General features: G+C 72.4%; 22 protein-coding genes. 9 read left to right on the top strand and 13 right to left on the bottom strand.

What is annotated here, in order from left to right:
- The 4 genes from P1V51_24315 to P1V51_24300 all read right to left on the bottom strand — a co-directional run.
- Positions 1-561: hypothetical protein (locus P1V51_24315; GenBank protein ID MDF1566179.1), on the bottom strand; the 561-nt coding region annotated here is incomplete at its 3' end.
- A gap of 98 nt (positions 562-659) precedes the next feature.
- The gene (sfsA, locus tag P1V51_24310; GenBank protein MDF1566178.1) at positions 660-1,406 is read right to left on the bottom strand and encodes a DNA/RNA nuclease SfsA; all 747 of its coding nucleotides are present in this window, start codon (positions 1,404-1,406) and stop codon (positions 660-662) included.
- A complete protein-coding gene (locus tag P1V51_24305) occupies positions 1,403-2,842 on the bottom strand; it encodes a hypothetical protein (GenBank protein ID MDF1566177.1) in 1,440 nt (479 codons plus the stop codon). The genes sfsA and P1V51_24305 overlap by 4 nt, the downstream gene beginning before the upstream one ends.
- Positions 2,832-3,491: a hypothetical protein gene (locus P1V51_24300; protein ID MDF1566176.1), complete on the bottom strand. Its 660-nt coding sequence runs from the start codon at positions 3,489-3,491 to the stop codon at positions 2,832-2,834. Before P1V51_24300 ends, P1V51_24305 begins: the two co-directional genes overlap by 11 nt.
- A gap of 119 nt (positions 3,492-3,610) precedes the next feature.
- On the opposite strand from P1V51_24300, the gene lipA reads away from it, so the two are divergent.
- The 7 genes from lipA (at position 3,611) to P1V51_24265 (ending at position 10,829) form a co-directional block, all read left to right on the top strand.
- On the top strand, positions 3,611-4,522 hold the full coding sequence (lipA, locus tag P1V51_24295) for a lipoyl synthase (protein ID MDF1566175.1): 912 nt from the start codon (positions 3,611-3,613) through the stop codon (positions 4,520-4,522).
- A complete protein-coding gene (locus P1V51_24290) occupies positions 4,523-5,500 on the top strand; it encodes an alpha-ketoacid dehydrogenase subunit beta (GenBank protein MDF1566174.1) in 978 nt (325 codons plus the stop codon).
- Between the two features lie 21 nt (positions 5,501-5,521).
- Entirely contained in the window at positions 5,522-6,892 is a 1,371-nt protein-coding gene (locus P1V51_24285; protein ID MDF1566173.1) for a dihydrolipoamide acetyltransferase family protein, read from the top strand.
- Between the two features lie 3 nt (positions 6,893-6,895).
- Positions 6,896-8,056, top strand: a complete 1,161-nt coding sequence (locus tag P1V51_24280; protein ID MDF1566172.1) for a thiamine pyrophosphate-dependent enzyme — start codon at positions 6,896-6,898, stop codon at positions 8,054-8,056.
- Positions 8,057-8,126: 70 nt separating this feature from the next.
- Positions 8,127-9,518, top strand: a complete 1,392-nt coding sequence (gene lpdA / locus P1V51_24275; GenBank protein MDF1566171.1) for a dihydrolipoyl dehydrogenase — start codon at positions 8,127-8,129, stop codon at positions 9,516-9,518.
- Positions 9,515-10,198, top strand: coding sequence for a lipoyl(octanoyl) transferase LipB (gene lipB, locus P1V51_24270; GenBank protein ID MDF1566170.1), 684 nt, complete (start codon positions 9,515-9,517; stop codon positions 10,196-10,198). Before lpdA ends, lipB begins: the two co-directional genes overlap by 4 nt.
- A gap of 10 nt (positions 10,199-10,208) precedes the next feature.
- Positions 10,209-10,829, top strand: a complete 621-nt coding sequence (locus tag P1V51_24265; GenBank protein ID MDF1566169.1) for an HAD-IA family hydrolase — start codon at positions 10,209-10,211, stop codon at positions 10,827-10,829.
- A 15-nt stretch (positions 10,830-10,844) separates the two neighbouring features.
- Here P1V51_24265 and trmB read toward each other — a convergent pair whose 3' ends face one another.
- The 8 genes from trmB to P1V51_24225 all read right to left on the bottom strand — a co-directional run bounded on the left by trmB (position 10,845) and on the right by P1V51_24225 (position 19,644).
- Positions 10,845-11,510, bottom strand: a complete 666-nt coding sequence (trmB, locus tag P1V51_24260; protein MDF1566168.1) for a tRNA (guanosine(46)-N7)-methyltransferase TrmB — start codon at positions 11,508-11,510, stop codon at positions 10,845-10,847.
- Between the two features lie 2 nt (positions 11,511-11,512).
- On the bottom strand, positions 11,513-13,699 hold the full coding sequence (locus tag P1V51_24255; GenBank protein ID MDF1566167.1) for an ATP-binding protein: 2,187 nt from the start codon (positions 13,697-13,699) through the stop codon (positions 11,513-11,515).
- 120 nt (positions 13,700-13,819) lie between these two features.
- The gene (locus P1V51_24250; GenBank protein ID MDF1566166.1) at positions 13,820-14,437 is read right to left on the bottom strand and encodes a hypothetical protein; all 618 of its coding nucleotides are present in this window, start codon (positions 14,435-14,437) and stop codon (positions 13,820-13,822) included.
- A 6-nt stretch (positions 14,438-14,443) separates the two neighbouring features.
- Positions 14,444-15,169, bottom strand: coding sequence for a single-stranded DNA-binding protein (locus tag P1V51_24245; protein ID MDF1566165.1), 726 nt, complete (start codon positions 15,167-15,169; stop codon positions 14,444-14,446).
- Positions 15,170-15,172: 3 nt separating this feature from the next.
- Complete coding sequence (locus P1V51_24240) at positions 15,173-15,757, bottom strand: MXAN_6521/LA_1396 family lipoprotein (protein MDF1566164.1); 585 nt, start codon at positions 15,755-15,757, stop codon at positions 15,173-15,175.
- Positions 15,744-18,290, bottom strand: coding sequence for an MMPL family transporter (locus P1V51_24235; protein ID MDF1566163.1), 2,547 nt, complete (start codon positions 18,288-18,290; stop codon positions 15,744-15,746). The genes P1V51_24240 and P1V51_24235 overlap by 14 nt, the downstream gene beginning before the upstream one ends.
- A 40-nt stretch (positions 18,291-18,330) precedes the next feature.
- The gene (locus tag P1V51_24230; protein MDF1566162.1) at positions 18,331-18,942 is read right to left on the bottom strand and encodes an ABC transporter substrate-binding protein; all 612 of its coding nucleotides are present in this window, start codon (positions 18,940-18,942) and stop codon (positions 18,331-18,333) included.
- Between the two features lie 162 nt (positions 18,943-19,104).
- Positions 19,105-19,644 carry a hypothetical protein gene (locus P1V51_24225; protein ID MDF1566161.1) on the bottom strand — a complete coding sequence of 180 codons (540 nt, stop codon included), beginning with the start codon at positions 19,642-19,644 and terminating at the stop codon, positions 19,105-19,107.
- A gap of 141 nt (positions 19,645-19,785) precedes the next feature.
- Here P1V51_24225 and P1V51_24220 point away from each other — a divergent pair, with 141 nt between their 5' ends.
- Positions 19,786-20,898 (top strand): hypothetical protein, encoded by a 1,113-nt coding sequence (locus P1V51_24220; GenBank protein MDF1566160.1) that lies wholly within the window; start codon positions 19,786-19,788, stop codon positions 20,896-20,898.
- Positions 20,899-20,995: 97 nt separating this feature from the next.
- A complete protein-coding gene (locus P1V51_24215; GenBank protein MDF1566159.1) occupies positions 20,996-23,404 on the top strand; it encodes a hypothetical protein in 2,409 nt (802 codons plus the stop codon).
- Here the strand turns inward: P1V51_24215 and P1V51_24210 are convergent.
- Positions 23,379-24,659, bottom strand: a 1,281-nt coding sequence (locus tag P1V51_24210) for a hypothetical protein (GenBank protein MDF1566158.1), incomplete at its 5' end; no start/stop codon positions are given. The two genes, P1V51_24215 and P1V51_24210, sit on opposite strands and share 26 nt — an antisense overlap.

The following is a 24,659-nucleotide window of genomic DNA, read 5'->3' as shown; positions in this document are numbered from 1 at the left end:
CTGCGCCGGCTGGGCGGGCTGGGCCGGGCGGGTCGCGGGCTGGGCGGGCTGGGCCGGGCGAGCCGGCTGCGCGGGGGTCGTGGCGGGCTGCGCCGCATGGCCGTGGGAGGGCGGGCGGCTCCCCGGGGCCGGCGCGTACTGCGGCGGCGGGGCCGGCTGACCGCGCGGCGGCGGGGCGCCGGTGGAGTAGCCGGGGGAGGTGCCGTAGCCCCCGTCGCGGCTCCAGGTGCCCGAGGTCCGGCCCTGGCGATGGAGGGTGCTGTCGGCGACGTAGCCGGTGCGCACGTCGACCCAGACATCGAGCTCGGCCATCGCGCTGGGCATGCGCTGGGAGAGGTGCACCCGCCAGTAGCCGGCGTCCCGGGCGGTGCCGGCGAGCTTGGCGAAGGCGTAGCCGTGGCTGCGTACGAAGTCGAAGGCGATGGTGTTCGCCTCCTCACGGGAGATCTCCCGCTGCTGCACGGTGCCGCCGTGGGGGCGCTGGTGGATGACGCAGCCGGCAGTGGCCGTGGCCATCAGGGCGACGAAGAGCGTGAAGAGCAGGGACTCGGGCTTGCGCATATTCTCCTCCCTCGAGTGGGGGTCACTGCGATCGACGCCGCAGAGCTCCCCGCATTCTAATCGCAGATCGGAGGCGCGCGGGGGCGCTGCACACCCATTCAGGGGTCGAGCGCGAGCTCCAGCCTCCGGTGGACCTGCATGCCCCTCGGCCCGATCCGCAGGCTGGCGGCGAGGATCGTGACCCCCGCGGCGGCGGCCGCCTCCAGCGCGTCGGCGAAGGCGGGGTCGATCTCCCGCGCGGCCCGGAAGGCGCGCACGTCGGCGCGCTGGGCCACGAAGACCACCGCGCAGCGATCCCCGGCGCGGGCCAGCTCGGCCAGCTCGCTCAGGTGGCGGCTGCCCCGGGCGGTGACCGCGTCGGGGAAGGAGACCGTGCGGCCCTCACCGAGGGTGGCGGACTTCACCTCGACCCAGAGGGGCTCGCCGGAGGGCAGGGTGAGCCGCCAGTCGAAGCGGGAGTGGCCGTGGCGCACCTCGGGCTCGAGCCGGGTGGGCGCCCCCAGCTCCGGCAGGAGGCCCGCCTCGAGGAGCAGGGGCAGGGCCCGGTTCGCCGCGGTGGTCACGGTGCCCACCCAGGCGGTGGGCTCGCGCATGGCCAGGCAGGTCCACTGCAGCGAGCGCCGGGGATCGCCGAGCGGTCCGTCGAGGAGGACCTCGCGCCCGGGCGCGGCGGTGCCGGTGAGGCGGCCGGGGTTGGGGAGGTGGGCCTCCACGAGCTCACCGGAGGCGAGCTCGCAGCGGGCGGCGAAGCGATGCGGCCGCTCCACGAAGCGGGCCCGCGTCGGGGCCGCCCCGATCCGGTGCAGCGGGACCCAGGCCCGGGGGCCGGCCGGCGGGCTGCTCAAGGCCCGGCGTCCGCCGCCGTCGCCGGGAAGAGGCTCATCCGCTCGATGGCGTCCTGCACCGGATCCCCCGCCGCTCCGTCGGGGAGGGTGGCGATCGCGGCCAGGGCGGCCTCGGCGGCGGTGAGCTGACTCCGGGCGGCCGTCGGCAGGTCCGGGGCGCCGGCCAGGAGGGTGGCGCAGTCGAGGGCGCCACACTCAGGGGGCGGGAGCGCGGTGCAGCTGCCCATCAGGATGTAGAGCCCCCAGGCCCAGGCCTCGCAGGCGGAGCCGCGGACGCTCCCCAGGTGACCGGCCAGGTCCAGGGCGGCGGCGGCGACCTCGGGGGAGGTGGAGAGCTCGGCGGCGGCCGTGGCCTCGAGGTCCAGCCGGGTCAGCCGGCCCTGCACCCCACCCTCCGAGAGGAGGCCGCGGGGGTCGGTGTCGTCGGGCAGGGGCGAGTGGGTGGGCAGGGTGGCTGGCCCGGGCGTTCCGCTGCCGAGGGTCCAGAAGACGTGGCCGGTGTGGGACTGGATGTAGGCGTCGTCCCGCCCGGGGGTCGCGGCGAAGCCGGCGTGGGTGGCGGCCACCCCGAGCATCTCCGGCAGGCGCGGGGCGTCGGCGGGTAGGGTCTGGAGCTGACCGCCGCTGCTCTCCTCGCGGGTGGTGAGCAGCCTCGCCAGCGCCTCCCGGCGGGTGGCCTCCAGCTGGCCCGAGGCCACCACGAAGCCGAGGGGCCGGGCGAGGGAGCCCTCGCCCAGATCGATCGCCTCGCTGGAGAGGGCGAGCTCCAGCTCCCGCGCGATGAGCGGCTCGCCGTCGTCCACCCGCAGGAGCTGGGGCTGGCCGCCGTCCAGGCCGGCCTCGACCTCGCCGAGCCAGCGCGGCGGGGCGGTGGCGCAGGAGGGCTCGCAGAGCCAGGCGTGGAAGGCCTCCCCCTCCGGGGCGGCCGGGGAGGCGTGCACGGCGACGCTGGAGCCGGTGGTCGTCAGGTCGCCGGCGGCGTGGGCCGCCCAGTCGGTGGCGTAGCGCAGCTCGAAGCCCTGGCCGAGGGGGCGGGGATCGGGGTGGAGCTCGAGGGTCACGGACACCGGCCGGTGCCGGCGCACCCGCACCCGGCTGACGCCGATGGCGATCGCCGGGCCGTCGGGTCGTCGGCGCGCCTCGACCCGGAGGATCAGGGGCGCCTCGCTCTCCCCCTCGGGGAAGACCGTGGCCTCGGGCTCGAAGCTGCGGACGGTCACCCCGGCGCTCTGCTCGCCCTCGGCGTAGGGGAGGAAGGCCGGCACGAGCCCCTCCAGGGTCTCACCGTTGGGGCCGAGCAGCTCGATGGCGTAGCCCCCGCCGCCGCTCAGGCCCAGGGCCTCGCTGCCCTCCAGGGTCAGGGAGAGGCTGGCGTCGTAGCCGGTGCAGGCGGTGGAGCCGGCGAGCAGGAGGGCGAGGAGGGCTTCAGGGCGCATCGAGGCCCACCCTTCCGAGCGCTCCACCCGCGGCGGGGGGGCGGAGGAGGAAGCCGGCCGCCACTCCGAGGGCCGCGGCGCCGGCGGCGCCCCCCCAGACCCAGGGCCGGGCGTACCAGGCCTTCGGCGGGCGGTAGGCCTCGTCGAGGGGGGCGGAGAGCGGCGGCGCCAGGAGCATCGCGATCGAGGGGCCCACCGTCTCGGCCAGGTCGGCCTCGCTCGCCGGCACCGACTGCTGCACCTGACGGGTGATGCGCTTGGTGCGCACCTCGGCCAGGCGCAGGGTCAGATCGAAGCTCTCGCCGATGCGGGTCAGGCGGCCGAAGACCAGCCAGTCCGCCTCGAGGGAGGCGTTGGCGCTGGCCGAGAGGCAGCCCGGATCGTCGGTGCAGCCCAGCAGCATCTGCTTGGCCTCGGTGTCGAGGAGGGTGACGACCTCGCTCTCACCGGCGACCGAGTAGCCGCGCTCCCGGGCCTGCTGGAGCACCCGGTCCTGCAGCGCCCGGGCCAGGGCCGGATCGACGCCCCGGTCGGACTCCAGCTCCATGACCAGGATCCGCTGCTCCTCCGCGGCGTGCGCCAGCGGCGCCGCTCCCAGGAGGAAGAGAAGGAGGAGCCCTCGCACCCACGAACCACCCACCACTGCCATGGGCATCAAGCTAGGCCAGGCCACCGCCCGGGCAAGTCGCTTCGCCGAACCGCCGCCCGGGGGCGCGTTGACACCAGCGGAAGGCGGGCACTAGATACCCGCCGTTCCGCTCAAGAACCATGCGTGCTCCCGAGGAAGAGAAGGGCTCCGCGCCCCGCAGCCGGACCACCTTGCCTCCGTGGTTCAAGGTTCCCCTGCCCGGCGGGGAGGACTACCGCCGGCTCAAGGACCTGATGCGCGAGAAGAAGCTCGCCACGGTCTGCGAGGAGGCCCGCTGCCCGAACGTGGGGGAGTGCTGGAAGGAGGGCACCGCCACCATCATGGTGCTGGGCGAGGTCTGCACCCGGGGCTGCCGCTTCTGCGCGGTGACCACCGGGAACCCCAAGGGGGCCCTCGACGCCGACGAGCCCCGGCACGTGGCCGAGGCGGTCGAGGCCATGGGGCTGCGCTACGTGGTGCTCACCAGCGTCGACCGGGACGACCTGCCCGACTTCGGCGCCGACCACTACGCCCGCTGCATCGAGGCCATCCACGAGAAGACCCCCGAGGTGCGCATCGAGGTGCTGACCCCGGACTTCCAGGGGCGCCGCGAGGCGGTCCGCCGGATCGCCGAGGCGAGGCCCGACGTCTTCGCCCACAACATCGAGACCGTCTCCCGCCTCCACCGCACCGTCCGGGACGTGCGGGCGAGGTACGAGCAGTCGCTGGAGGTGCTCTCGATCGCGAAGGAGGAGGGGGTCGGGTTCACCAAGAGCTCGATCCTCCTCGGCCTGGGTGAGAGCGAGGAGGAGGTCCTCGAGACGATGCGTGATCTGCGCGGCGTGGACTGCGACTTCCTCACCCTCGGCCAGTACCTGCGGCCGAGCCCCAAGCACCACGAGGTCGTGCGCTTCTGGACCCCCGACGAGTTCACGGCCTTCGCCCGCGAGGGAAGGAAGATGGGCTTCCGCTACGTCGCCTCGGCGCCCCTGGTGCGCTCGAGCTACAAGGCCGCCGAGGGTGTCATCGCGGCCGAGCTGGAGGCCCGCTAGGTGCCCGAGCTGAACATCATCCAGGCGGTGAACGGCGCCCTGGATCAGGCCATGGCCGCCGACGAGCGGGTGGTCGTCCTGGGCGAGGACGTGGGCCGCTTCGGCGGGGTCTTCCGGGCCACCGTCGATCTGCACGCGAAGCACGGCGCCCACCGGGTGGTGGACACGCCCCTCTCCGAGACCGGCATCATGGCCTCGGCCATCGGCATGGCCCTCTACGGCCTCAAGCCCGTCGCCGAGATCCAGTTCGCCGACTTCATCTATCCGGCCTTCGACCAGATCGTCTCCGAGCTCTCCAAGTTCCGCTACCGCTCCGGCGGGCAGTACCCCTGCCCGGTGGTGGTGCGAACGCCCTACGGCGGCGGCATCCGCGGCGGCCTCTACCACTCCCAGTCGCCGGAGGCGTACTTCTGCCACACCGCCGGCCTCAAGGTGGTGGTGCCCAGCAACCCCTACGACGCCAAGGGGCTGCTGCTCTCGGCCATCGACGATCCGGACCCGGTGATGATCTTCGAGCCCAAGCGGGTCTACCGCGCCTCGCGCTGCGAGGTGCCCGAGGAGCCCTACCGGATCCCCCTGGGCGAGGCGGCGGTCGTCTGCCCCGGGCAGGACCTGACGGTCGTGACCTGGGGCGCGATGGTCCACGAGTGCATCGAGGCCGTCGACCGGGTGCAGCAGGAGGACGGCGCCTCCATCGACCTCATCGACCTGCGCACCCTGGTGCCTCTCGACATCGGGATGCTCACCGAGAGCGTCTCGCGCACCGGCCGCCTGCTGGTCGTCCACGAGGCGCCCCTGACCGCCGGCTACGGGGCCGAGATCGTCTCCCTGCTGACCCGCCGCTGCTTCGAGCACCTGCGGGCGCCCCCCGAGCGGGTGGCGGGCTGGGACACCCCTTTTCCCTATACTTCCGAGATGGACTACCTGCCGCGCGCGCCCCGGATCGCTCACGCGATCCGGAGAGTGCTCGCGTACTGAAGCGAAGAAGTGGAGCGAGCGATGGCCTACGAGTTCAAGCTGCCGGACATCGGCGAGGGCGTGGTCGAGGGTGAGATCGTCAAGTGGCTCGTGGGTCCCGGCGAGACGGTCACCGAGGATCAGCCCCTGGTCGAGATCATGACCGACAAGGCGAGCGTGGAGATCCCCTCTCCCCGCGCCGGGAGCATCCTCTCCCTGGAGGGCGCCGAGGGTGACGTGGTCGCCGTGGGCCAGACCCTCCTGGTGATCGACGTCGGCGACGGTGAGGCCCCCCGGGCCCGGCCCGAGCCCGCGGCGAAGGCGGCCGCGCCCGCCGCCGCGCCCCCGGAGGCGCCGCTGGCCTCGGGGCTGCCCGATCGCGCGGCGCCCGCCGCGGGCGGCGACACGCCGCCGGCCCGCCTCGAGGGCGGCCTCCCGGCCCGGACCACCTCCCCCCTCGCCGGCCGGATCCAGCCCTCGCGCCGGCCGGCCGCCGCCACCGGCGCTCCGGTGCTCGCGAGCCCGGCGGTCCGCAAGCAGGCCCGGGACCTGGGCCTCGACCTCTCCGCCCTCCAGGGCTCGGCCCCCGGCGGCCGGATCACCGCCGGCGACCTGCGGGGCGGCGCCTCGCCGGTGGGCTCGGTCACGTCCGCGCCGAAGGCCCCGGGCTTCGCGCCGGTGCCCCCGGGCGTCGCGCCGCCTCCCCCCGGAGGCGAGTCGCGCACCCCGATGAAGGGGGTGCGCCGGGCCATCGCCCGCGCGATGCAGCACTCGAAGAACACCGCCGCCCACTTCACCTTCGTGGAGGAGGTGGACATGCGGGCGCTGGTGCACATGCGGGACTCCCTCAAGGGGCCCGCCGCCGAGCGGGGCGCGAAGCTCACCTATCTGCCCTTCTTCGTGAAGGCGGCGACCATCGCCCTGCAGAAGCACCCCCAGCTCAACTGCACCCTCGACGAGGAGAGCGGCGAGATCGTCTACCGCGGCTACTACAACATCGGCATGGCCGCCGCGACCGACGCCGGCCTGATGGTGCCGGTGATCAAGAACGCCGAGAAGCTCTCGCTGGTGGAGATCGCCCTCGAGATCGACCGCCTCGCCGAGGCCGCTCGCAAGGGCAAGGCGAAGCTCGACGAGCTGCAGGGCTCGACCTTCACCATCACCTCCCTGGGCGCCCAGGGCGGGCTCTTCGCCACCCCGGTGATCAACTTCCCCGAGGTCGCGATCATGGGCATCCACCAGATCAAGGAGAAGCCCATCGTCGACCAGGGGCAGATCGTCCCGGGCAAGGTGATGCTCCTCTCCCTCTCCTTCGATCACCGCCTGGTCGACGGTCACATCGGTGCGGCCTTCGCCTACGAGATGGTGGGGCTCCTCGAGCACCCCGAGCGGCTCTTCCTGGACGCGATCTAGAGCATGAGCGCCCCCGCCGACCGCCCCCTGCGTCCCCCACCGGAAGAGACGACCAGCGTCCTCGCGCCCGTGGGCATCGAGGCGCCGCGGCTCTTCGCCCTCCTCGATCCGGAGGGCGGGGCGCTGGTGGACGATCCCTTCGAGGCGGCCGGCATCACCCCCGAGCGCCTGCTGGCGGTCCACCGCTCGATGCTGCTGCTGCAGGCCCTCGACGATCGGATGATGAAGCACCAGCGGCAGGGGCGCATCGGCTTCTACGGCGCCGCCAACGGGCAGGAGGCCGTGCCGGTGGTGACGGCCGAGGCCCTCGAGGCCCGCGACTGGATCTTCCCGGCCCTGCGGGAGGGCGCGTCGATGCTCCACCGCGGCTTCCCGCTGACGACCTACCTCTCCCAGATCTTCGGGAACGGTGGCGACGTGCTCAAGGGCCGCAACATGCCCTCGCACATGGCCGACCGGGGCGTGAACCAGGTCTCCTGGGGCTCGGTGATCGGCACCCAGATCTCCCAGGCCGTCGGCGCGGCCTGGGCCGCCCGCTACCGCGGCGACGACGTGGTGGTGGCGGCCTTCATGGGGGACGGCGCGACCAGCAGCAACGACTTCCACGCGGGCCTGAACTTCGCCGCGGTCTGGAAGGCGCCCGTCGTCTTCGTCTGCCAGAACAACCAGTGGTCGATCTCGGTGCCCACCACCGCCCAGACCGGCAGCGAGACCATCGCCCAGAAGGCGGTGGCCTACGGGATGCGCGGCTACCGGGTCGACGGCAACGACGCCCTGGCGCTGCACCGGGTCCTGCGCGAGACCGCCACGGCGGCCCGCCGGGGCGAGGGGCCGGCGCTGATCGAGTGCCTGACCTACCGGATGGGCGCGCACTCCTCCTCCGACGACCCCCGGGTCTACCGGGACGACCGCGAGGTCGAGGCCTGGGCCCGCCGCAACCCCGTCGATCGCCTCTCGGCCTTCCTGCGGGGCAGCGGGCACCTCGACGAGGCAGGGGAGGAGGCGATGAAGGTGGAGGTCGCCGCCGAGGTGGCCGCCGCCGTGGCCGAGGCGGAGGCCCTCGGGCCGCCCCCCCGGGAGGCGCTCTTCGAGGACGTCTTCGAGGCCCCGGACTGGCGCCTGCGGGAGCAGGCCGCCGAGCTCGCGCTGCTCCCGGAGGAGTAGCGGCGGGGCTCGTGAATCGCCCGGAGGCGTGAGAGTCTCCCACGGCGAACACGCATCAGGAGCAAGGACGATGGCACGCTCGTACCAGGCAGTGGTGATCGGTGGTGGACCCGGCGGCTACGTGGCCGCGATCCGACTGGCCCAGCTGGGGCTGAAGACCGCCGTGATCGAGAAGGAGAAGATGGGGGGCGTCTGCCTCAACTGGGGCTGCGTCCCCTCCAAGGCGCTCATCCACGTCGCCCACACCGTCTCCCACCTCGCCGAGGCGAAGAAGTTCGGTGTCAGCGCCGAGGGCGTCTCGGTGGACGTCGACGAGACCCGCGCCTGGAAGGACAAGATCGTCGCCAAGCTCACCGGGGGCGTCGCCCAGCTGGTGAAGGGCAACGGCGGCGAGATCATCGAGGGCGAGGCGCGCTTCGCCGGCCCCGGCCGACTGCTGGTGAACGACGAGGAGATCCACTTCGAGCACTGCATCATCGCCACCGGCGCGCGGCCCATCGCCATCCCCGGCTTCGAGGTGGACGGCGAGCTGATCTGGGGCTCCCGCACCGCCACCGACCTCCCGCGGATCCCGAGGCACCTCGTGGTCATCGGCGGCGGGGTCATCGGCCTGGAGCTGGGCACGGTCTACGCCAAGCTCGGCGCGAAGGTGACCATCGTCGAGATGCTCGACGGCCTGCTGCCCGGCATCGACCCCGAGCTCACCCGGGTGGTCGAACGCAAGCTCAAGAAGATGAAGATCGACGTGAAGCTCGAGACGAAGGCCAGCGGCCTCGTCCGCCGCGACGACGGCAGCGCCGAGCTCACCCTCGCGGGGCCCAAGGGCGAGGAGAAGCTCGAGGCCGACGCCATCCTGATGGCCGTGGGCTTCCGCCCCAACACCGAGGCGCTCGAGCTCGACAAGGTCGGCGTCCAGGTGGACGAGAAGGGCGCGATCGTCGTCGACGAGCGCCTGGCCACCACCGCGGCGGGCATCCACGCCATCGGCGACGTCACCGGCGCCCCCTTCCTGGCCCACCGGGCCTTCAAGCAGGGCGAGGTGGCCGCCGAGGCCATCGCCGGTCACCCCGAGGTCTGGGACGTGAAGGCGCTGCCGGCGGTGGTCTTCACCGATCCCGAGATCGCCTCCACCGGCCTCAGCGAGGACGCGGCGAAGGCCGCCGGCCACGAGGTGAAGACCGGCAAGTTCCACTTCCTCGCCAACGGCCGGGCGCTCGGCTCCGCCGAGACCGACGGCTTCGTGAAGGTCGTGGTCGACGCGGCGAGCGAGGCCGTGCTCGGCGTGCAGATCGTCGGCGCCGGCGCCTCGGATCTCATCGCCGAGGGCACCCTCGCGGTGGAGATGGGCGCGGTCGCCGACGACGTCGGCCTCACCGTCCACGCCCACCCGACCCTGGCCGAGGCGGTGCAAGAGGCCACCATGGCCGCGGTGGGCCGGGCCGTGCACGCCATCAACAAGTGAGCGCCCGGGCGGTCGAGCGGATCCGGGTCGAGCGGCTCGGGACGATCTCCTACGCCGAGGGCCTCGCGCGGCAGCAGGCGCTCGCCGAGGCGCACTTCGAGGGGGGCGCGCCCGACACCCTCCTGGTCCTGGAGCACGCGCCGGTGATCACGCTGGGCCGCTCCGGGAAGCCGGCGAACGTCCTCCTCTCGCCGGAGGCGCTGGCGGAGCGGGGCGTCGAGCTCGTGGAGTGCGACCGCGGCGGCGACGTGACCTACCACGGCCCCGGCCAGGTGGTCTGCTACCCCATCTTCGACCTGAAGCCCGACCGCCAGGACGTCCGCCGCTTCGTGGCCGACCTGGAAGAGGTGATGATCCGCACCGCCGCCACCCTCGGCGTTCACGCGCGAAGGAAGGAGGGGATGATCGGCTGCTGGCTGGGCGACGGCGAGGCCGAGCCCTGGCGGAAGATCGGCGCCATCGGCGTCCACCTCTCCCGGTGGATCAGCACCCATGGCCTCGCCTTCAACGTCCGCACCCGGATGGATCACTTCCAGCTGATCGTGCCCTGCGGGATCTCCGAGTACGCGGTGACCACCCTGGAGCAGGAGCTCCCCCCCGAGGCCCTGCCCTCGAACGAGGAGATCGCCGAGCGGCTGATCACCGCCTTCGGGGAGGTCTTCGACGCGCAGCTCGTCTGAGCTAGGGATCGTGTCCGTGCTGATCTGCTTCGATCTCGGAGGAGTGCTCCTGCGCATCTGCCGCTCCTGGGCGGAGGGCTGCGAGGCCGCGGGGGTGGAGCCCCGCGAGCACCGGATCGAGCCGCTGGAGCAGGAGCGCTTCGGGGAGCTGGTCGACCGCTTCCAGCGCGACGAGCTCGGCGTCGAGGCCTTCCACGGCGCGCTCAGCGAGCTGCTCGGAGGGGTCTGGTCGCCGCCGGAGGTCGCCCGCATCGACCGGGCCTGGATCCGGGGGCCCTATCTCGGCACCCGCGAGCTCGTCGAGGCGCTCCGGGGCGCCGGGCACACCACCGCCTGCCTCTCCAACACCAGCCGCTCGCACTGGGAGAGGCTGCTGGCCGACCCCGCGGTCGCCGCCCTCGACCACCAGCACGCCTCCCACCTCCTGGGGCTGGTGAAGCCCGACCCGAGGATCTACGAGGCCTTCGAGGCCGACGTCGGCCTGCCGGGTGAGGAGATCGTCTTCTTCGACGACCTCCCCGCGAACGTGGACGCGGCCCTCGCCCGGGGCTGGGACGCGGTGCGGATCGACCACCGCCACGAGACCGTGCCGCAGATGCGCGCGGCGCTCCACGAGCGCGGGCTCCTCTGAAGCCGACGCGGGCCTTCAGGGCTCGCGCCGGGCCCGCAGCTGGAGGATCGGGCGACCCTCGTCTCGCGCCCGGCGGGCGTAGACCGTGTCGGGGTGACCGGGCTCCTCGGCGGAGTCCTCGACGAGGGTCCAGCCGGAGGCCGCCTCGATGGCCGCCCGCGCGTGGTCGAGGTAGGCCGGGACGTCGGTCGCGAGGTGGAGGAGGCCGCCGGGCTCGAGGGTCCGGGCGAGGAGCTCCAGCAGCAGCGGCCGGACGATCCGGCGCTCGGGGAACTCGGGCCAGGGCTCCGGGAAGAAGATCTGGACGAGCGCGAAGGTCGCCGGGGCGATGTGGTGGGTGAGGAGCTCGAAGGCGTCGCCCCGGACGACGCGCACGTTCTCGAGCCCCTCTCGCTCGATCGCGAGCAGCGCCGCCCCGAGGCCGGGCCGGTAGACCTCGACGCCGAGGACCCGGTGGTCCGGGTGGCGCCTCGCCGCCGCGACGAGCGACTCCCCCGTGCCGAAGCCCAGGTCCAGGATCGCGGGCCCCTCCCGCCCGAAGGCCGCGTCGAGATCGAGGAGGCGATCCCAGGTCCAGCTCAGACCGTAGGGCTCCCAGAGCTCCCGCAGGGCGCGGCGCTGGGCCGTCGTCCGCCGGCCCTCGTCGTGCCGGTACGAGCGCTTCCAGTCGCCGCGGCCCACGATCAGCCGAGGACCTCCCGCAAGGTGCGGTCGAGCTCGTTGATGCCGAAGGGCTTGTTGAGGATCGCCGCCGCGCGCCCCAGCTCGTCCTTGCCCTCGCCGTGGAGGTCGAAGCCCGAGGCGATGATGATCGGCAGGTCGGGCTCGACCTCGGTGATCTTCCGCGCCGCCTCGGCGCCGGACATCTGCGGCATGGCCATGTCCATGACGACGGCGTCGAGCTCGCTGCCCATCCGGTTCACCAGCTCGATGGCGGCCGGCCCACCGTCGGCGACCGAGACCCGGTAGCCCAGGTGCTCGAGGAGCTCGCGGGAGAGGTTGCAGATGATCGGCTCGTCATCGACGACGAGGACGTGCCCCCCGCTGCGGGGCGCCGCCTCGGTCTCGGGCTCCGTGACCCGCGCCTCTCGCTCCTCGCTCAGCGGGAAGCTCAGGGTGAAGCAGGTCCCCTGTCCCTCCTCGCTCTCGACCTCGAGGGTGCCGCCCGTCGACTGCACGGTGCCGTAGACGGCGGCGAGGCCGAGCCCGGAGCCCTTGCCCACCTCCTTGGTGGTGAAGAAGGGCTCGTAGTTCCGGGAGAGGATCTCGGCCGGGATGCCGGTGCCGGTGTCCCGGACCCGGAGGACGCAGCGGCGCGCCTCGCGCCCGGACGCCCCGGGGGTGAGCTCGACCGAGAGCTCGAGCTCCCCGCCCTCGGGCATGGCGTCCCGGGCGTTCACCGCGAGGTTCAGGAGCGCGCTCTCGAGCTGGGCGGGGTCGCCGACGACGATGGCCGGCTCGTCGGTGGGCAGGAAGGTGACGCGGATACGCGGATCGAAGGTCCGCCGGGCGATCCCGCCGACCCGCTTGATGACCCGGTTGAGATCCGTCGGGACGATCTTCCTCTCGGCGCGCCGGGAGAAGGCCAGGAGGTTGTCCACCAGGTCGCCGGCCCGCTCGGCGATCGAGAGGATCTCGTCGGCGTGCGCCCGCTTCGCGTCGTCGTTCCGGGCGACCTTCATCAGCTCGGCGTAGCCGACGATGCCGGCGAGGAGGTTGTTGAAGTCGTGGGCGATGCCGCCGGCGAGCTGGCCGATCGACTCCATCTTCTGGGCCTGCTGGAGCTGGTTCTGCAGCTCGCGGCGCTCGGTCATGTCGCGGCAGAGCATGACGAAGAGCTTGCCCGGGCACTCCAGGCCGGGGGCGACGCCCATCGGGCTGATCGTCGCGTCGAACTCCACCGGCCGCCCGTCGATCTCGAGGGTGAAGGAGAGGGGCGGGTGCGAGCTCGACTCGAGGGTGCGGGCCATCGCGTCGCGGATCGCCGCGGTGCTGCCCTCCTCGAGCAGCTCGTCCAGCCGCTTGCCGAGCAGCCTCCCGACCAGCGCCCGGGGCTTGCTCATCCCGGTGGAGGGCAGCTCGACCACCCGCGCGTGCTCGTCGAGGACCATCACCATGTCCGGGGCCGCCTCGAGGAGCGCCCGCATCCGGGCCTCGTTCGTCCGTAGCTCCCGCTGCCGCTCGTCGAGCTCGGCGAGCATCTGGTTGAAGACGTCGTAGAGCTGCCCGAGGACGTCCGAGCGCGCGTGCTCGACCCGGGTGTCGAGGAGACCCCCGGCGGCGATGCCTCGCATCGTCCCGGCGAGCTTCTGGATCGGGCCGATCACCAGGTTGCGCAGCCGCCAGGTCAAGAAGGCGCAGGCGAGGATCATCGCCAGGGTCAGCAGGACGGTCGCCTGCTGGGCCGAGCGGCGCTGCTCGGTGAGGGCCGCGGTCGAGAAGTGGATCGAGAGGCTGCCCAGGAACTCGCCGTCGCGGACGATCGGCGCTCGCACCAGGGCGGCGCCCGGCCGCAGCTCCACCGCCTCGCTCGAGCCCGCGGGCAGGACCTCGCCGGGACCCTCGCCCTCGAAGGAGGCGAAGCTCTCCCCGGCGGCGTCGAAGAGGATGGCGCGGCGGGCGTCCCCGAGGTTCTCGAGGGTCGCCAGGAGCTCGGTCGCGCCCCGGGGATCGTCGAAGACCAGCGAGCCGGTGAGGTTCCTCGCCGTGCCCTCGGCGATCACCCGGCCGCGGGCCACGAGCGCGTCCTGCGAGAGGGCCTCGAAGCGGAAGAAGAGCAGCCCCGCCAGCATCGCCATCCCGGCGCCGACCACCGTCACGGTGATCACCAGGATGCTCGCGCCGATCGTCAGCCGCTCGAAACGCTGCATCTCCAACGATCCTCCTCGTCGATCGTCGCCTTCCGCATCGGGTCCGCCACCTTGCTCGTTCAGGGCCGGACTATTCCATGCGCACGGTAAAGATGCACTACAGGTGAGGTGGGTCGGCCGCTACCGCTTGCCGTGGCGGACGTACCACGATCGCATCCGCTTCACCGGATGCAGGGCGTGCCAGAGCGCCCCGGGGAGGAACTGCTGCACCTCGCAGTAGGTGCAGGTCATCACCCGCGGGGTCTCGAGGTTCAGCTCGAGGTTGGCGCCGCAGCCGACGCAGGCGAAGGCGATGGGGCGCGGGGCCACCTCCGGGGGGCTCTCGTCCGCCTCCTCCGGCTCCACGCAGAAGAGCTGGTCCGGCGGGCTGCCGTCCTTCTTCATGCCCCGCATCCACTCGGGGACCGGCGCGGTGAGGTGGACCGCGCCGCAGCCAGCGCAGGTCACCTCGCCGCGCGTGCCGGCCTCCACCTCCGTGACCTCCAGCGGCGCCTCGCAGCGGTCGCAGAGCGGCTTCTTCCGCTTCTTTCCCGGACGGGGACCGATCCGCTCACCCCGCACGAAGAAGCCGCCGTCCTCCGACATGGCGAAGCGGGAGGACCAGAACTCCTTGCCCAGGTGCACCCGCGCCCGGCAGGAGGAGCAGCGGGTCTCGAGCGCCGGGCCGTTGACGACCAGGGGAAACGCGCACTCCGGACACTCCTTGTGGATGCGGTACTCGAAGTAGGTGTAGCCCATGTCCTCTCACCCTCCGATGGAGAGACCCATCGCCTCCAGCTGTTGCTCGACCTGCGGCTCCCAGCCCCGGTTGGCCAGGGGGCTCGCCGGGCTCGGGTGGAGGATCGTCCCGATCTTCGGGCCGCCCTCGCCGAGGATCTCGCGGGCTCGCTGCTCGGCGAACTTCCCCACGCCGATGACCCACTCGGGGCGAAGCTGCTCGAGGGCCTCGATCAGGGCCCGGTCGCAGGCCTCGAAGAGGGGCTCGCGCTCGGCGGCCGGCAGCTTGTCGGGGGTCCGGTTCTTCCCGCTCTCCTCCATGAAGACCAGCGGGCAGTAGTTGAAGACGAAGAAGCGGTCGAAGAAGCGGCGGGGGTCCGGGTGGTGCCGCCTCGCCCAGCCCCAGAGGCGCGCCCCGCTCACCTCGGAGCGCTGGCAGTCGAAGCCCTGGATGGGCCGCTTCGGGTGTGGGTGGGCCGGCTGGGCGACCTTGCCGGAGAGCCCCAGCCAGTCGCGGACGTGGGCGACCTCTCCGAAGGGCACCCCGGTCTGGGCCATCCCGTAGGGGCCGGGGTTCATGCCCAGGAAGACCGCCACCTTCTTCCCGCCGCCGAACTCCTGGAGGTAGCGGCGGTGGATCGACCAGGCGTAGTCCAGCGGGTTGTAGACGTGGGTGGTCGGCGGCGCGAAGGAGAGGGCGCTCACCGCCTTCGAGAGGCGGCGGGCCGAGCGGACGAGGGGCGTGTCGGGCATCGCCTACTCGCCCAGCTCGATCTTCTCCATGACCGCCTCCTCTCCCATCAGCGCGGGCATCGGGAGGGTGTCGAGCATGGCCCGCAGGAGATGGAAGGTCGCGGGCACCCACGGGATGACCACGGCGCCCAGCTCGCTGCCGTAGGTGGCCGCCAGCTCCTTCACCTTGTCGTCGGACTTGGGCCACCTGCCCGCGCCGGTGGCCGTCCAGATGGGCTCGCGGTCCTTGCAGCGCAGCAGCTTCGCCTCGACCTTCAGGGCGATCTTCGTCTCCTGCACCTCGGCGGTCGGCTCGAGCAGCAAGAGGCCGTCGATGCCCTCGTCGCAGGTGGTCGGCGGGGTCTGGTCGCAGCGGTTCACCTTGGCGATGAAGTCCCGCTTCTGGTTGGTGTAGCGGCGGGCCACCAGGCTCATCAGCTCGCAGGCCTCGGGCACGTCCGCCGGCGCCGGCGAGGTGATCACCTGGAGGCGCACGGTCTCGGTGCGATCGGTGGCCGGGTAGTCGGGCCGGATCCAGCTGGAGCGGACCGTGCCGCAGCCGCCGGCGAGGAGGGCCAGGGCGATCAGGGCCAGGCTACGCGTCGGCATCGTTCTTCTCCTCGGGAGGCGTCTCGTCCTCCTCGAAGGGCGGGGGGCTCTCGGGGACCTCGACCTTGCCGGCCTTGCGGCGGCGATCGTCGAGGAGCTGGAGCACCGCCGGCATCACGGTGAAGGAGACCACCAGGGTCGAGAGCATCCCCAGACAGGCCAGGCTGCCCACGGTCCGCAGGCCCCGGTGAGAGGCGAAGAGGAGCGCGGCCCAGCCGGCGAGGGTGGTCAGGGTGCTGGCCAGCACCGCGGTCCCCACCGAGCGCAGCGCCTGGCGGGCCGTCGCCCCCTCGTCGAAGCGGTGCATCAGGTAGACCCCGTGGCTGACGCCGTAGCCCAGCACGATGGGGAAGACCACGATGTTCATGAAGTTCAGGGTCATGCCCAGCAGGCGCATGGCCCCCAGCATCATCCCCATGCCCAGCACCAGCGGCAGCAGGGCGATGAGCGCGCTGGAGATCGAGCGCAGGTCGAGGAGCAGGATGAGGAAGAGCGCGATGGCGGTGATCGCGACGGCCACGTTGGCGTCGTGGAGCACGACCCGGGCCAGGTAGGCGTAGAGGATCGGCAGCCCCGCCGAGTGGAAGGTCTCGCCCTCGGCGGTGTGGATCTCCTCGACCTGATCGGCCAGCGCCATCACCCGCTTGCCGCTCCAGAGATCGACGGCGGGGTAGGCGAAGGAGAGCCAGCGGCCCTTCGCCTTCGCCTCGCCCACCCCCTGGAACTGGTTGGCGACGAAGTCGGGGAGGTCCTCGACCGTGTAGGGCTTCGCGTCGAGGAAGCGCATGCCCTCGTCCCAGCGCTCCTGCACCTTCGGCGGGAGGACGGCCGGGTCGATCTCCTGCAGCCGGGCCTTGGCCTCCTGCAGGATCTTCGCGTTCGCCACCTGCTGGTCGTGCGGGGGGACGAAGGTGAAGACCGAGAGCACCGAGTCGACCATGGGGTAGCGATCGGGGTTGTCGGAGAGCGCCCGGTAGACGGCCTCGGTGGCCTTCAGGTCGGGCGTGACGATGGCCAGGGGATCGTAGGAGACGCCGAAGCGGTCGTTGATCTCCTGGAGCAGCACCCGGGAGGGCTGGTTCTCGACCGAGAGGGTGCGGGTGTCGTAGTCGAAGACCACCCCGGGGGCGAGCGCGGTGAGGAGCAGGGCGAAGGTCGAGGAGAGGCCCAGGAGCAGCCAGGGGCGGGGGATGCGGTCGGCCTGGGCGTCCTCGGGCTGGGCCCGGGGCGAGCCGAGGGCCTTCACCGCCAGGCCCTTCTTGCGGTCCTCGAGGACGGTGAGGACCGCCGGGATCCAGGCGTAGATGACCAGGCCGATGAGGATCACCCCGGCGCCGGCCAGGAGGCCGAACTGGGAGAAGCCCTGGAAGTCGGAGAAGAGCAGGGAGAAGAAGGCCGCGCCGATGCCGGCGGCCGAGACGAAGGAGGCCGGGCCCTGGTGGATGATGGCGATGCGCACCGCCTCGCGGATGCGTACGCCGTGCTCGAGCTCCTCGCGCAGGCGGTAGACGACGTGGATGCCGAAGTCGATGCCGAGGCCCATGAGGATCCCGGCGAGCATGCTGGTCACCATGTTCAGCTCGCCCACCGCCAGGCGGGCGAAGCCGAAGGAGACCGCCACCCCGGCGATGAGGCCGGTGACGACCAGGATCACCGCGGCGAAGCGGCTGCGGAAGAAGAGCAGCATCACCGCGAAGACGCCGGCGAAGGCGATGGCGCTGACCGGCACCAGCGACTTCTTGATCTCGTAGCTCTCGTCGTAGGCGAGCTTGTAGCCGCCCGAGAAGGCGTACTCGATGATCTTCGGATCGGACGACGGCTCGCGCTCGTAGTCCTCGACCAGGGTGGCCTTCCCGGTCTTGCCGTACTCGGTGAAGCGCTGCCGCAGGAGGTCGACCAGCTCGCCGGTCTTGCCCAGCTCGTTCTGGGCCCAGTTGGGCTTGGCGACGATGGTGAGCATCTGCTTGTCGTCGCTGATCCAGTAGTCGTCGGTGATCGTCTTGCGGCCGATCTTCCGGTACTTCGCGATGATGTCCTCGAGCTCCAGCTTCACCGGCTCGGTGGGGCGCAGCTCGAAGAAGAAGGGGTCGGCCCGCCGCTTCTGATCCTCGAGGTAGGCGAAGACCCGGTCGCGGACGACCTCGAGGTCCTCGGTCTTCATGAAGAGGCCGGCCCGCTCGCGGACGAAGTCGGTGCGGACCTTGTAGAAGAAGTGCCGGATGTGCTCGGGGTCGTCCTCGAGGATCTTGGCGACGTCCTCCGTGACCTCCTTGAGGAGCTTCTCGTCGCTGCCGCGCAGCGCGATGAAGAGGTGGCCGGCGCCGCCGACCATCTCGATCACCTCCTGCACGTCCTGCACGGCGCGCAGGTTGGGATCGAGGAGCTGGAGCTGGTCGGTGTTCACCGTCAGCTGCTTGCCCAGGTAGACCGAGCCCGCCACCACCGCGGCGATGACGGAGAGGGTGAGCACGGGCCAGTGGGAGATGGCGCGCGCGAACCCTGCAGCGAGGTGCTCCTCGAAGATGTTCTTCATGCCGCTGCCTCGATGGAGTGTCGGGTGGGGCCGGGGTGCGTCAGCCGGCCTTCTTGGCCTTGGCGATCTGCTCGAGGCGCTCGGTCATCACCTGCAGGACCGCCTCGACGCCGCCCTCTTCGAGGATGGGCTTCACCTGCTCGTCGCGGATGCCGATGAGCATGCTCGGGCGCCCGGTGCCGAGCACCTGGACGTCCACCACCTTCCAGTCCTTCCCCTGCTGCAGCAGGTCGTACTTCACCCGGTACTCCTGCTTCTTCACCGGGTGGAGGACCACCAGGGTGGACTCGAGGGTGGCCTTCTTCCCCTCGATCGTCGGCTCGCCGTAGACGATGGTCTCGAGGTGCTCGAAGGCCTTGCGGATCTTGGGGAAGGCGAGGGCGGCGAAGAGGGCCTGGAAGTCCCGCACGAACTGCTTTCGCTGCTCGGGGCTGGCCTTCTCCCAGTGCTCGCCCAGCAGGGCCTGCCCTTGCTCCTCGCCCGCCAGGTTCTTCAGGGCCAGGGCGTCCTTCTCGTAGCGGACGGCCGAGACCAGGGTCCGGATCGGCTTCTCGAGGGCCTTCTGGGCCGGCCCGGCGGCGATCGCCGACCCGGGGACCGAGAGGAGGAGGGCCATCGCCCCGAAGAGCCAACTCCAGCTTCTGCTTCGCATTTCCGGGCACTCCTTCGAATCTCGGGCCCCACGGCCGGAAACGGCGGGGCGTTCGCAAGCGGACACGTTAGCAGCAGGAACGCGGGCGGAACCAGGGCCGGCCGGCTTCCTGACAGAGGGATGACGGGGCCGGGACGAGCCTATTCGCGGACCGGCGTTCCTCTAAGGTAGGGCGGGCAGCAGGAGCGGCCACCCCGCCTCGGCCTCGATCGGCTCGGGGCTCTCGGCCACCCGGACCCTGGGTCGCTCCTCCAGCTGGAGGCCGAAGCTCGGGGTGCCCACCTCGCCGACCTCCCACTCGCTGGAGCTGTAGAGGCGAAGCTGCTTCAGCTTCGGTCCGAGCTCCAGGCAGAGGTCGAGCCCCTCGGGGCCCTCGCACTCGTAGGTGTTCCCGAAGACCTCGAAGCTGCGGCCCACCTGCAAAAGCTCGATCGCCAGCACGTTGCCCTTCTCCTCGTGGCGCAAGACCGTGACCAGGTGCTGGTAGGAGGAGCCGTTCAGCGCCACCCCGAGCTGGCCGTCCTCGAGGAAGACCAGGACGGTGTTCATCTCCTTCGGCGAGGTGGCGACCTTCGCGACCCAGGGGCGGTTGAGCAGGTGCTTCAGCCCCGGCGTCTTCGTCGGCGCGGAGCTCTCGCAGCCGCCGAGGGCGAGCAGGGAGAGGAGGGCGAGGGTGGGGAGGAGGGGGGAGAGCTTCTTCATCCTGACTCCTATCCTGGGCCTCCCGATCGCGCCCGGGAAGCCCCAATCGACCGGGGTCTGGCACCAGAGACTTTTCGGGACCCAGATTCTCTGGTCAAAGACCGGATGCCCTCCACCCGAACCCACTCCCTGTGACCGATCGTGCGTATCCCTGAAGCCCTGACCTCCCTGATCGAGCAGGGGATCATCGAGGAGGTCCTGCGCCCGCTGCAGAGCGGGAAGGAGGCCACGCTCTTCCTGGTGCGGGCCTACGGCGAGGAGCACGTCGCCAAGATCTACAAGGCCGCCGCCGAGCGCAGCTTCAAGCACCGCGCCGACTACACGGAAGGGCGCCGCACGCGCAGCAGCCGCGACCAGCGGGCCATCAGCAAGGGCAGCCGCTACGGCCGGGCCAAGCAGGAGGAGGCCTGGCGGCAGGTCGAGGCCGACGTCATCTACCGCCTGCGCGACGCGGGGGTGAACGTGCCGGAGCCCAAGGCCTACGTCGACGACGTCCTCATCATGGAGCTGGTCACCGATCGCCACGGCCGCCCGGCCCCCCGCCTGGGCGAGCTGACCTTCGAGCGGAAGGAGGCCCGCGCCCTTTACGAGGGGCTGGTGGCCGACGCCCAGAAGATGCTCTGCGCCGGGCTGGTCCACGGCGACCTCTCGGAGTTCAACGTCCTGGCGGGTCGAAAGGGCGCGGTGATCATCGACTTCCCCCAGGCGGTCGACGCCTCGACCAACCGCAACGCCCGCAAGCTGCTGATCCGGGACCTGGGGAACCTCTCCCGCTTCTTCGGGCGCTTCGACCGCGACCTGCGGGGGCTGCGCCACGCCGAGGAGCTCTGGGAGCACTACGAGCAGGGCGAGCTGACCCCCGACACCCCCCTGACCGGCAAGTGGCGGCCCAAGAAGCAGGAGAAGGTCGAGGTCAGCGGCATGCTGGCCGAGATCCTCGAGCTGGAGGCCGAGAACCGGGCCCGGCGGGAGGCCCTGGGCCTGCCCCCCGCCCGCCCGGCGCGTCAGCCGAAGTTCGTGCTCGAGGAGGAGCCCGCGCCGCCTCCGCCGAGCGCCCCGCCCCCCGAGGGCGCGAAGAAGAACGGGCGCTCGCGCCGCCGCCGCCGCCGGGGCCCCCGGCCCGGAGGTGAGCCCCGGCCCGAGGTGAAGGTCGTCGTGAAGAAGGCGCCGGCCTCCGGGGAGGCCGCGAAGAGGCCGCGGCGCCGCCGCCGCCGCCGCAAGCCCGGCGCGGCCCCCGGCGGAAAGGCGGAGTAGGCGCCGCCGCCTCCCTCCCCGAGGAGGCGCTCCACCCTCGAAGGAGTTCAGGAGATCCCACCTTGCGGTGGGTGGCGATGGGTGGTTTGCCTCACGGATGCGATCCCTCCGAGCTCCCCTCCTCGCGGTCGCGGCCGCGCTCCTCCTCTCCTCCTGCAGCACGGGCCCCGTCAACGGCGAGACACCCTGCGAGACGGACGCCGACTGCGACGACGGCGTCTTCTGCACCGGCGAGGAGCAGTGCGTGGAGGGGGTCTGCCAGGCGGGGGTGGTGCCCTCGGTCGACGACGGGCTGCCCTGCACCCGGGACCTCTGCGATCTCGTCGGCGACGAGATCGTGCACGTCGCCGACGACGCCTTCTGCGACGACGGACTCTTCTGCAACGGCGTGGAGAGTTGCTCCCTCACCCTCGGCTGCACGGCGGGCGCGCCGCCCGAGGTGGACGACGGGATCGTGTGCACCTCCGACCGCTGCGACGAGGACGCCGACGAGATCGTGCACGCGCCGGACGCCTCGGTCTGCGACAACGGGGCCTTCTGCGACGGGGTGGAGGTCTGCCTCCCCGGGGTCGGCTGCCAGCCGGGCAGCGCGGTGGACCTCGACGACGGGGTGGCCTGCACCATCGACACCTGTGACGAGGGGAGCGACTCGATCTCCCACGTCGAGGATCCGATGGTCTGCGACGGCGACGGAGACGGGACGGCCGACGCCCTCGACAACTGCCCGGCGATCGACAACGCCGACCAGGCCGACCTCGACGGCGACGGCCTGGGCGACCTCTGCGACGACGACCTCGACAGCGACGGCCTCTCGAACACCGACGAGACCGCCCTGGGGCTCGACCCCTACTCGATCGACAGCGACGGGGACTTCATCTCGGACACCGAGGAGGGGACGGCCCAGAGCGACGGCGACGGCACCATCGACGCCCTGGACGCCGACAGCGACGGCGACGGCATCCTCGACGCCCTCGAGGCGGGCGACGCCGACCTGACGACGGCGGCGGTGGACAGCGACGGCGACGGGATCTCCGACTTCCGCGATCTCGACTCCGACGGGGATCGCCTGGCCGACGCGGCGGAGCCGGACTGCTCCGCCCTCCCGGTCGACGCCCGGATCGTCGAGGACTCCGACGGAGACGGCGCCAGCGATCTGGTGGAGGTGACCCTCGGCACCGACCCCTGCGACGAGAGCAACGGTCCCGACGACGTGGTCTCGGACTGGGTGGTGGTCTCGGACCGGCTGGGCCCCCAGACCCGGCGGCTCCTCTTCCAGCCCCGCCACCAGCTGGCCGACGTCTTCTTCAACATGGACACCACCGGCTCGATGGGCGGCGAGATCAACAACCTCCAGACCGACATCGGCCAGACGATCATCCCGGGCGTCCAGACCAAGGTCGCCGGGGCCGCCTTCGGGGTGGGGAGCTGGGACGACTACCCGATCCCCCCCTTCGGCTGCTTCTCCAGCGGGGACCGGCCCTTCACCCTGCTGCAGCCGATCACCACCGACGCCGCCCTCGCGGTCGCGGGCGCCAACGCGCTCGCCCTGCACAACGGCTTCGACACTCCCGAGTCGGGCTACGAGTCCCTCTACCAGGTCGCCACCGGGGCCGGGACCAGCTGGGGCGCGGGCACCAGCAGTACCTGCGGCACCTGGTCGGCGGACAGCGTCCCCGCCTACACGGGCGCCGGCCGCGGCGGCGTGGGCTTCCGCAGCGGTGCCCTCCCCTTCGTGGTCCACATCACCGACGCGAACTCCCACGTGCACACCGACTACCCGCCCGGCTCCGTGTTCGACGCCCACTCCAAGCAGGAGGCCTTCTCGGCCCTGCAGGCCCTCGGCGCCCGGGTCCTCACCATGCAGTCGGGCAGCAACAGCACGGCCGCGACCCAGCTCAACGAGATCTCGACCCAGACCGGGGCCGTCGTCCCGGTCTGCGCCTTCCAGACCGGCCCCTCCACCTGGAGCTGCGGCATCAACCAGTGCTGCACGGGGTTGAACGGCGCGGGGGTCCCGCCCAGCGCCGGGCAGTGCGTGCTGCGCTACACCCTCGACAGCAACGGCACCGGCATGAACACCAGGGTCGTCGATGGGATCGACGCCCTGCTGCGCTATGGCACCTCGGACCTCCGGGGGCAGGTGCGCGACGACGGTGACGCGGGCACCCCGGACACCACCTGCTTCGTCCAGCGCGTGGAGGCGGTGGAGTGGATCGCGCCGACCACCCAGCCGGCGGTCTCCTGCGTCTCGCAGGCGACCCCCGCCGATCTCGGCGGCGTTGGCTACGACGACGGCTTCACCGGCTACGCCCAGGGCATCACGGATGGGTCCGGGACGGCGGCCCGCCTGGGCTTCGATCTCGTGGCCGGGCTGGGCAGCTGCCTCACGCCGGGGACCTCGCCCCGGCTGCTGACGGTGAACGTCGACCTGGTCGAGCAGGGCGGCAGCGGGGCGGTCCGCGAGACGCGCCCGGTGACGATCATCGTCGAGCCGGCGGCGTTCTGATCGGGTCCACCAGCGGCGCGTCGTAGCGGCCGTCGCCCTGGATGAGGGCGCCGACGAGGTCGACCGCCGAGGGGATCGCGGCGCCCGTGGTCTTGCCCACCAGCTTGCTCGCGGCCTTCTCCGCCACCGGCACCCCGAGGCGCAGGAGCGCACCCGCCACCCGGGGATCCTCGAGGCGGGCGGCGAGGCCGGCCACCGGCGCCGCGGCGGCCCGCTTGGCGCCGGAGGTGACGCCCGAGAGGGGGGAGGGGGCGAGGAAGGAGGCGAGGAAGGCCGTGGCCTCGAAGCCGGCGCGGTGCCCGGCGAGGTCGGCCTGCGCCTCATCGGCGAGGCCGGCGAGGAGGAGGGTCTCGGCCAGCCGCTCGTCGCTGCCGAGGAAGGCGTGGGTGAGGTCGGTCTTCCAGCCCTCCCGAGGCACCTCGATCCGGACGCCGCCCTGCGTCGCTCGCTGAGCCTCGTGCAGGCGCGCGAGGCCGGGGAGCTCGGCGGCCAGCTCCCGGGCGAGGGGCCGGAAGGTGAGCAGGGGGCTCTCGCAGCCCTCGACGAAGGCCCGGGCGTCCTCCAGGGCCTCCAGCCGCCCGGAGAGGGTCTCGGCCATCCCCTCGAAGGTGAAGGTGTGGCGCATGAACTCGGCCTCGCCGGCCTCGAGGAGCCGGGCGCGGGCCGCCTCGGGATCCTCGAGCATCCCGCGGTGGTGCGCCTCGAAGAGGTGGGGGGCGGCGTCGGCGTTCAGCCAGGGGCGGGGATCGGAGAGGCCCAGGCCGCGCAGCAGGCTCGCGCGCGCCTCGAAGGGGAGGGCCTCGAGGTGCGCGAAGAGGGCGGCGAGGCGGGGCCGCGGTCCCCCGCCCTGAAGCTCCTCGACCAGGCCACGCAGCTGACCCTCCAGCCGGTCGAGGCGGGCGAGGGCCTCCTGGCGCAGGTGGTCGCCCACGGCCTCCTCGAGCGCCGAGTCCAGCTCGGAGCGCAGGGCCGCGCTGGCGGCCTCGCTGAGGGGCCGCCCCTGAAGGCCGAGGAAGGCCGCCGGCTGCTGCCAGGCCCCCTCCAGCAGGTGCAGCGCGGGCAGTCCCCGCCGGGCCAGGGTGCGGAAGGGGGCCTCTCCGGGCGCGCTGGCCTCGGCCTGCTCGACCAGCGCGGCGAGGAGCGCGAGGCGCGGGTCGGGGAGCTCCGGGGCGAGCTCCCCGCACCAGGTCTCCGAGGCTTCGATGGGTGGACGGGGCGGTGCCGCAGACGCCTCGCAGGAGAGGGGTGCATCGCT

Source organism: Deltaproteobacteria bacterium (assembly GCA_029210625.1).
GTDB lineage: Bacteria > Myxococcota > Myxococcia > SLRQ01 > SLRQ01 > JARGFU01.
This window is presented reverse-complemented; position numbering and strand designations above follow the sequence as displayed.

Excerpts from the sequence above, each read along its gene's own strand:
- P1V51_24305 (MDF1566177.1), bottom strand. The coding sequence starts at position 2,842 with ATGCGCCCTGAAGCCCTCCTCGCCCTCCTGCTCGCCGGCTCCACCGCC.
- P1V51_24300 (MDF1566176.1), bottom strand. The coding sequence starts at position 3,491 with ATGGCAGTGGTGGGTGGTTCGTGGGTGCGAGGGCTCCTCCTTCTCTTC.
- lipA (MDF1566175.1), top strand. The coding sequence starts at position 3,611 with ATGCGTGCTCCCGAGGAAGAGAAGGGCTCCGCGCCCCGCAGCCGGACC.
- P1V51_24285 (MDF1566173.1), top strand. The coding sequence starts at position 5,522 with ATGGCCTACGAGTTCAAGCTGCCGGACATCGGCGAGGGCGTGGTCGAG.
- P1V51_24280 (MDF1566172.1), top strand. The coding sequence starts at position 6,896 with ATGAGCGCCCCCGCCGACCGCCCCCTGCGTCCCCCACCGGAAGAGACG.
- lpdA (MDF1566171.1), top strand. The coding sequence starts at position 8,127 with ATGGCACGCTCGTACCAGGCAGTGGTGATCGGTGGTGGACCCGGCGGC.
- P1V51_24255 (MDF1566167.1), bottom strand. The coding sequence starts at position 13,699 with ATGCAGCGTTTCGAGCGGCTGACGATCGGCGCGAGCATCCTGGTGATC.
- P1V51_24250 (MDF1566166.1), bottom strand. The coding sequence starts at position 14,437 with ATGGGCTACACCTACTTCGAGTACCGCATCCACAAGGAGTGTCCGGAG.
- P1V51_24245 (MDF1566165.1), bottom strand. The coding sequence starts at position 15,169 with ATGCCCGACACGCCCCTCGTCCGCTCGGCCCGCCGCCTCTCGAAGGCG.
- P1V51_24240 (MDF1566164.1), bottom strand. The coding sequence starts at position 15,757 with ATGCCGACGCGTAGCCTGGCCCTGATCGCCCTGGCCCTCCTCGCCGGC.
- P1V51_24235 (MDF1566163.1), bottom strand. The coding sequence starts at position 18,290 with ATGAAGAACATCTTCGAGGAGCACCTCGCTGCAGGGTTCGCGCGCGCC.
- P1V51_24230 (MDF1566162.1), bottom strand. The coding sequence starts at position 18,942 with ATGCGAAGCAGAAGCTGGAGTTGGCTCTTCGGGGCGATGGCCCTCCTC.
- P1V51_24225 (MDF1566161.1), bottom strand. The coding sequence starts at position 19,644 with ATGAAGAAGCTCTCCCCCCTCCTCCCCACCCTCGCCCTCCTCTCCCTG.
- P1V51_24215 (MDF1566159.1), top strand. The coding sequence starts at position 20,996 with ATGCGATCCCTCCGAGCTCCCCTCCTCGCGGTCGCGGCCGCGCTCCTC.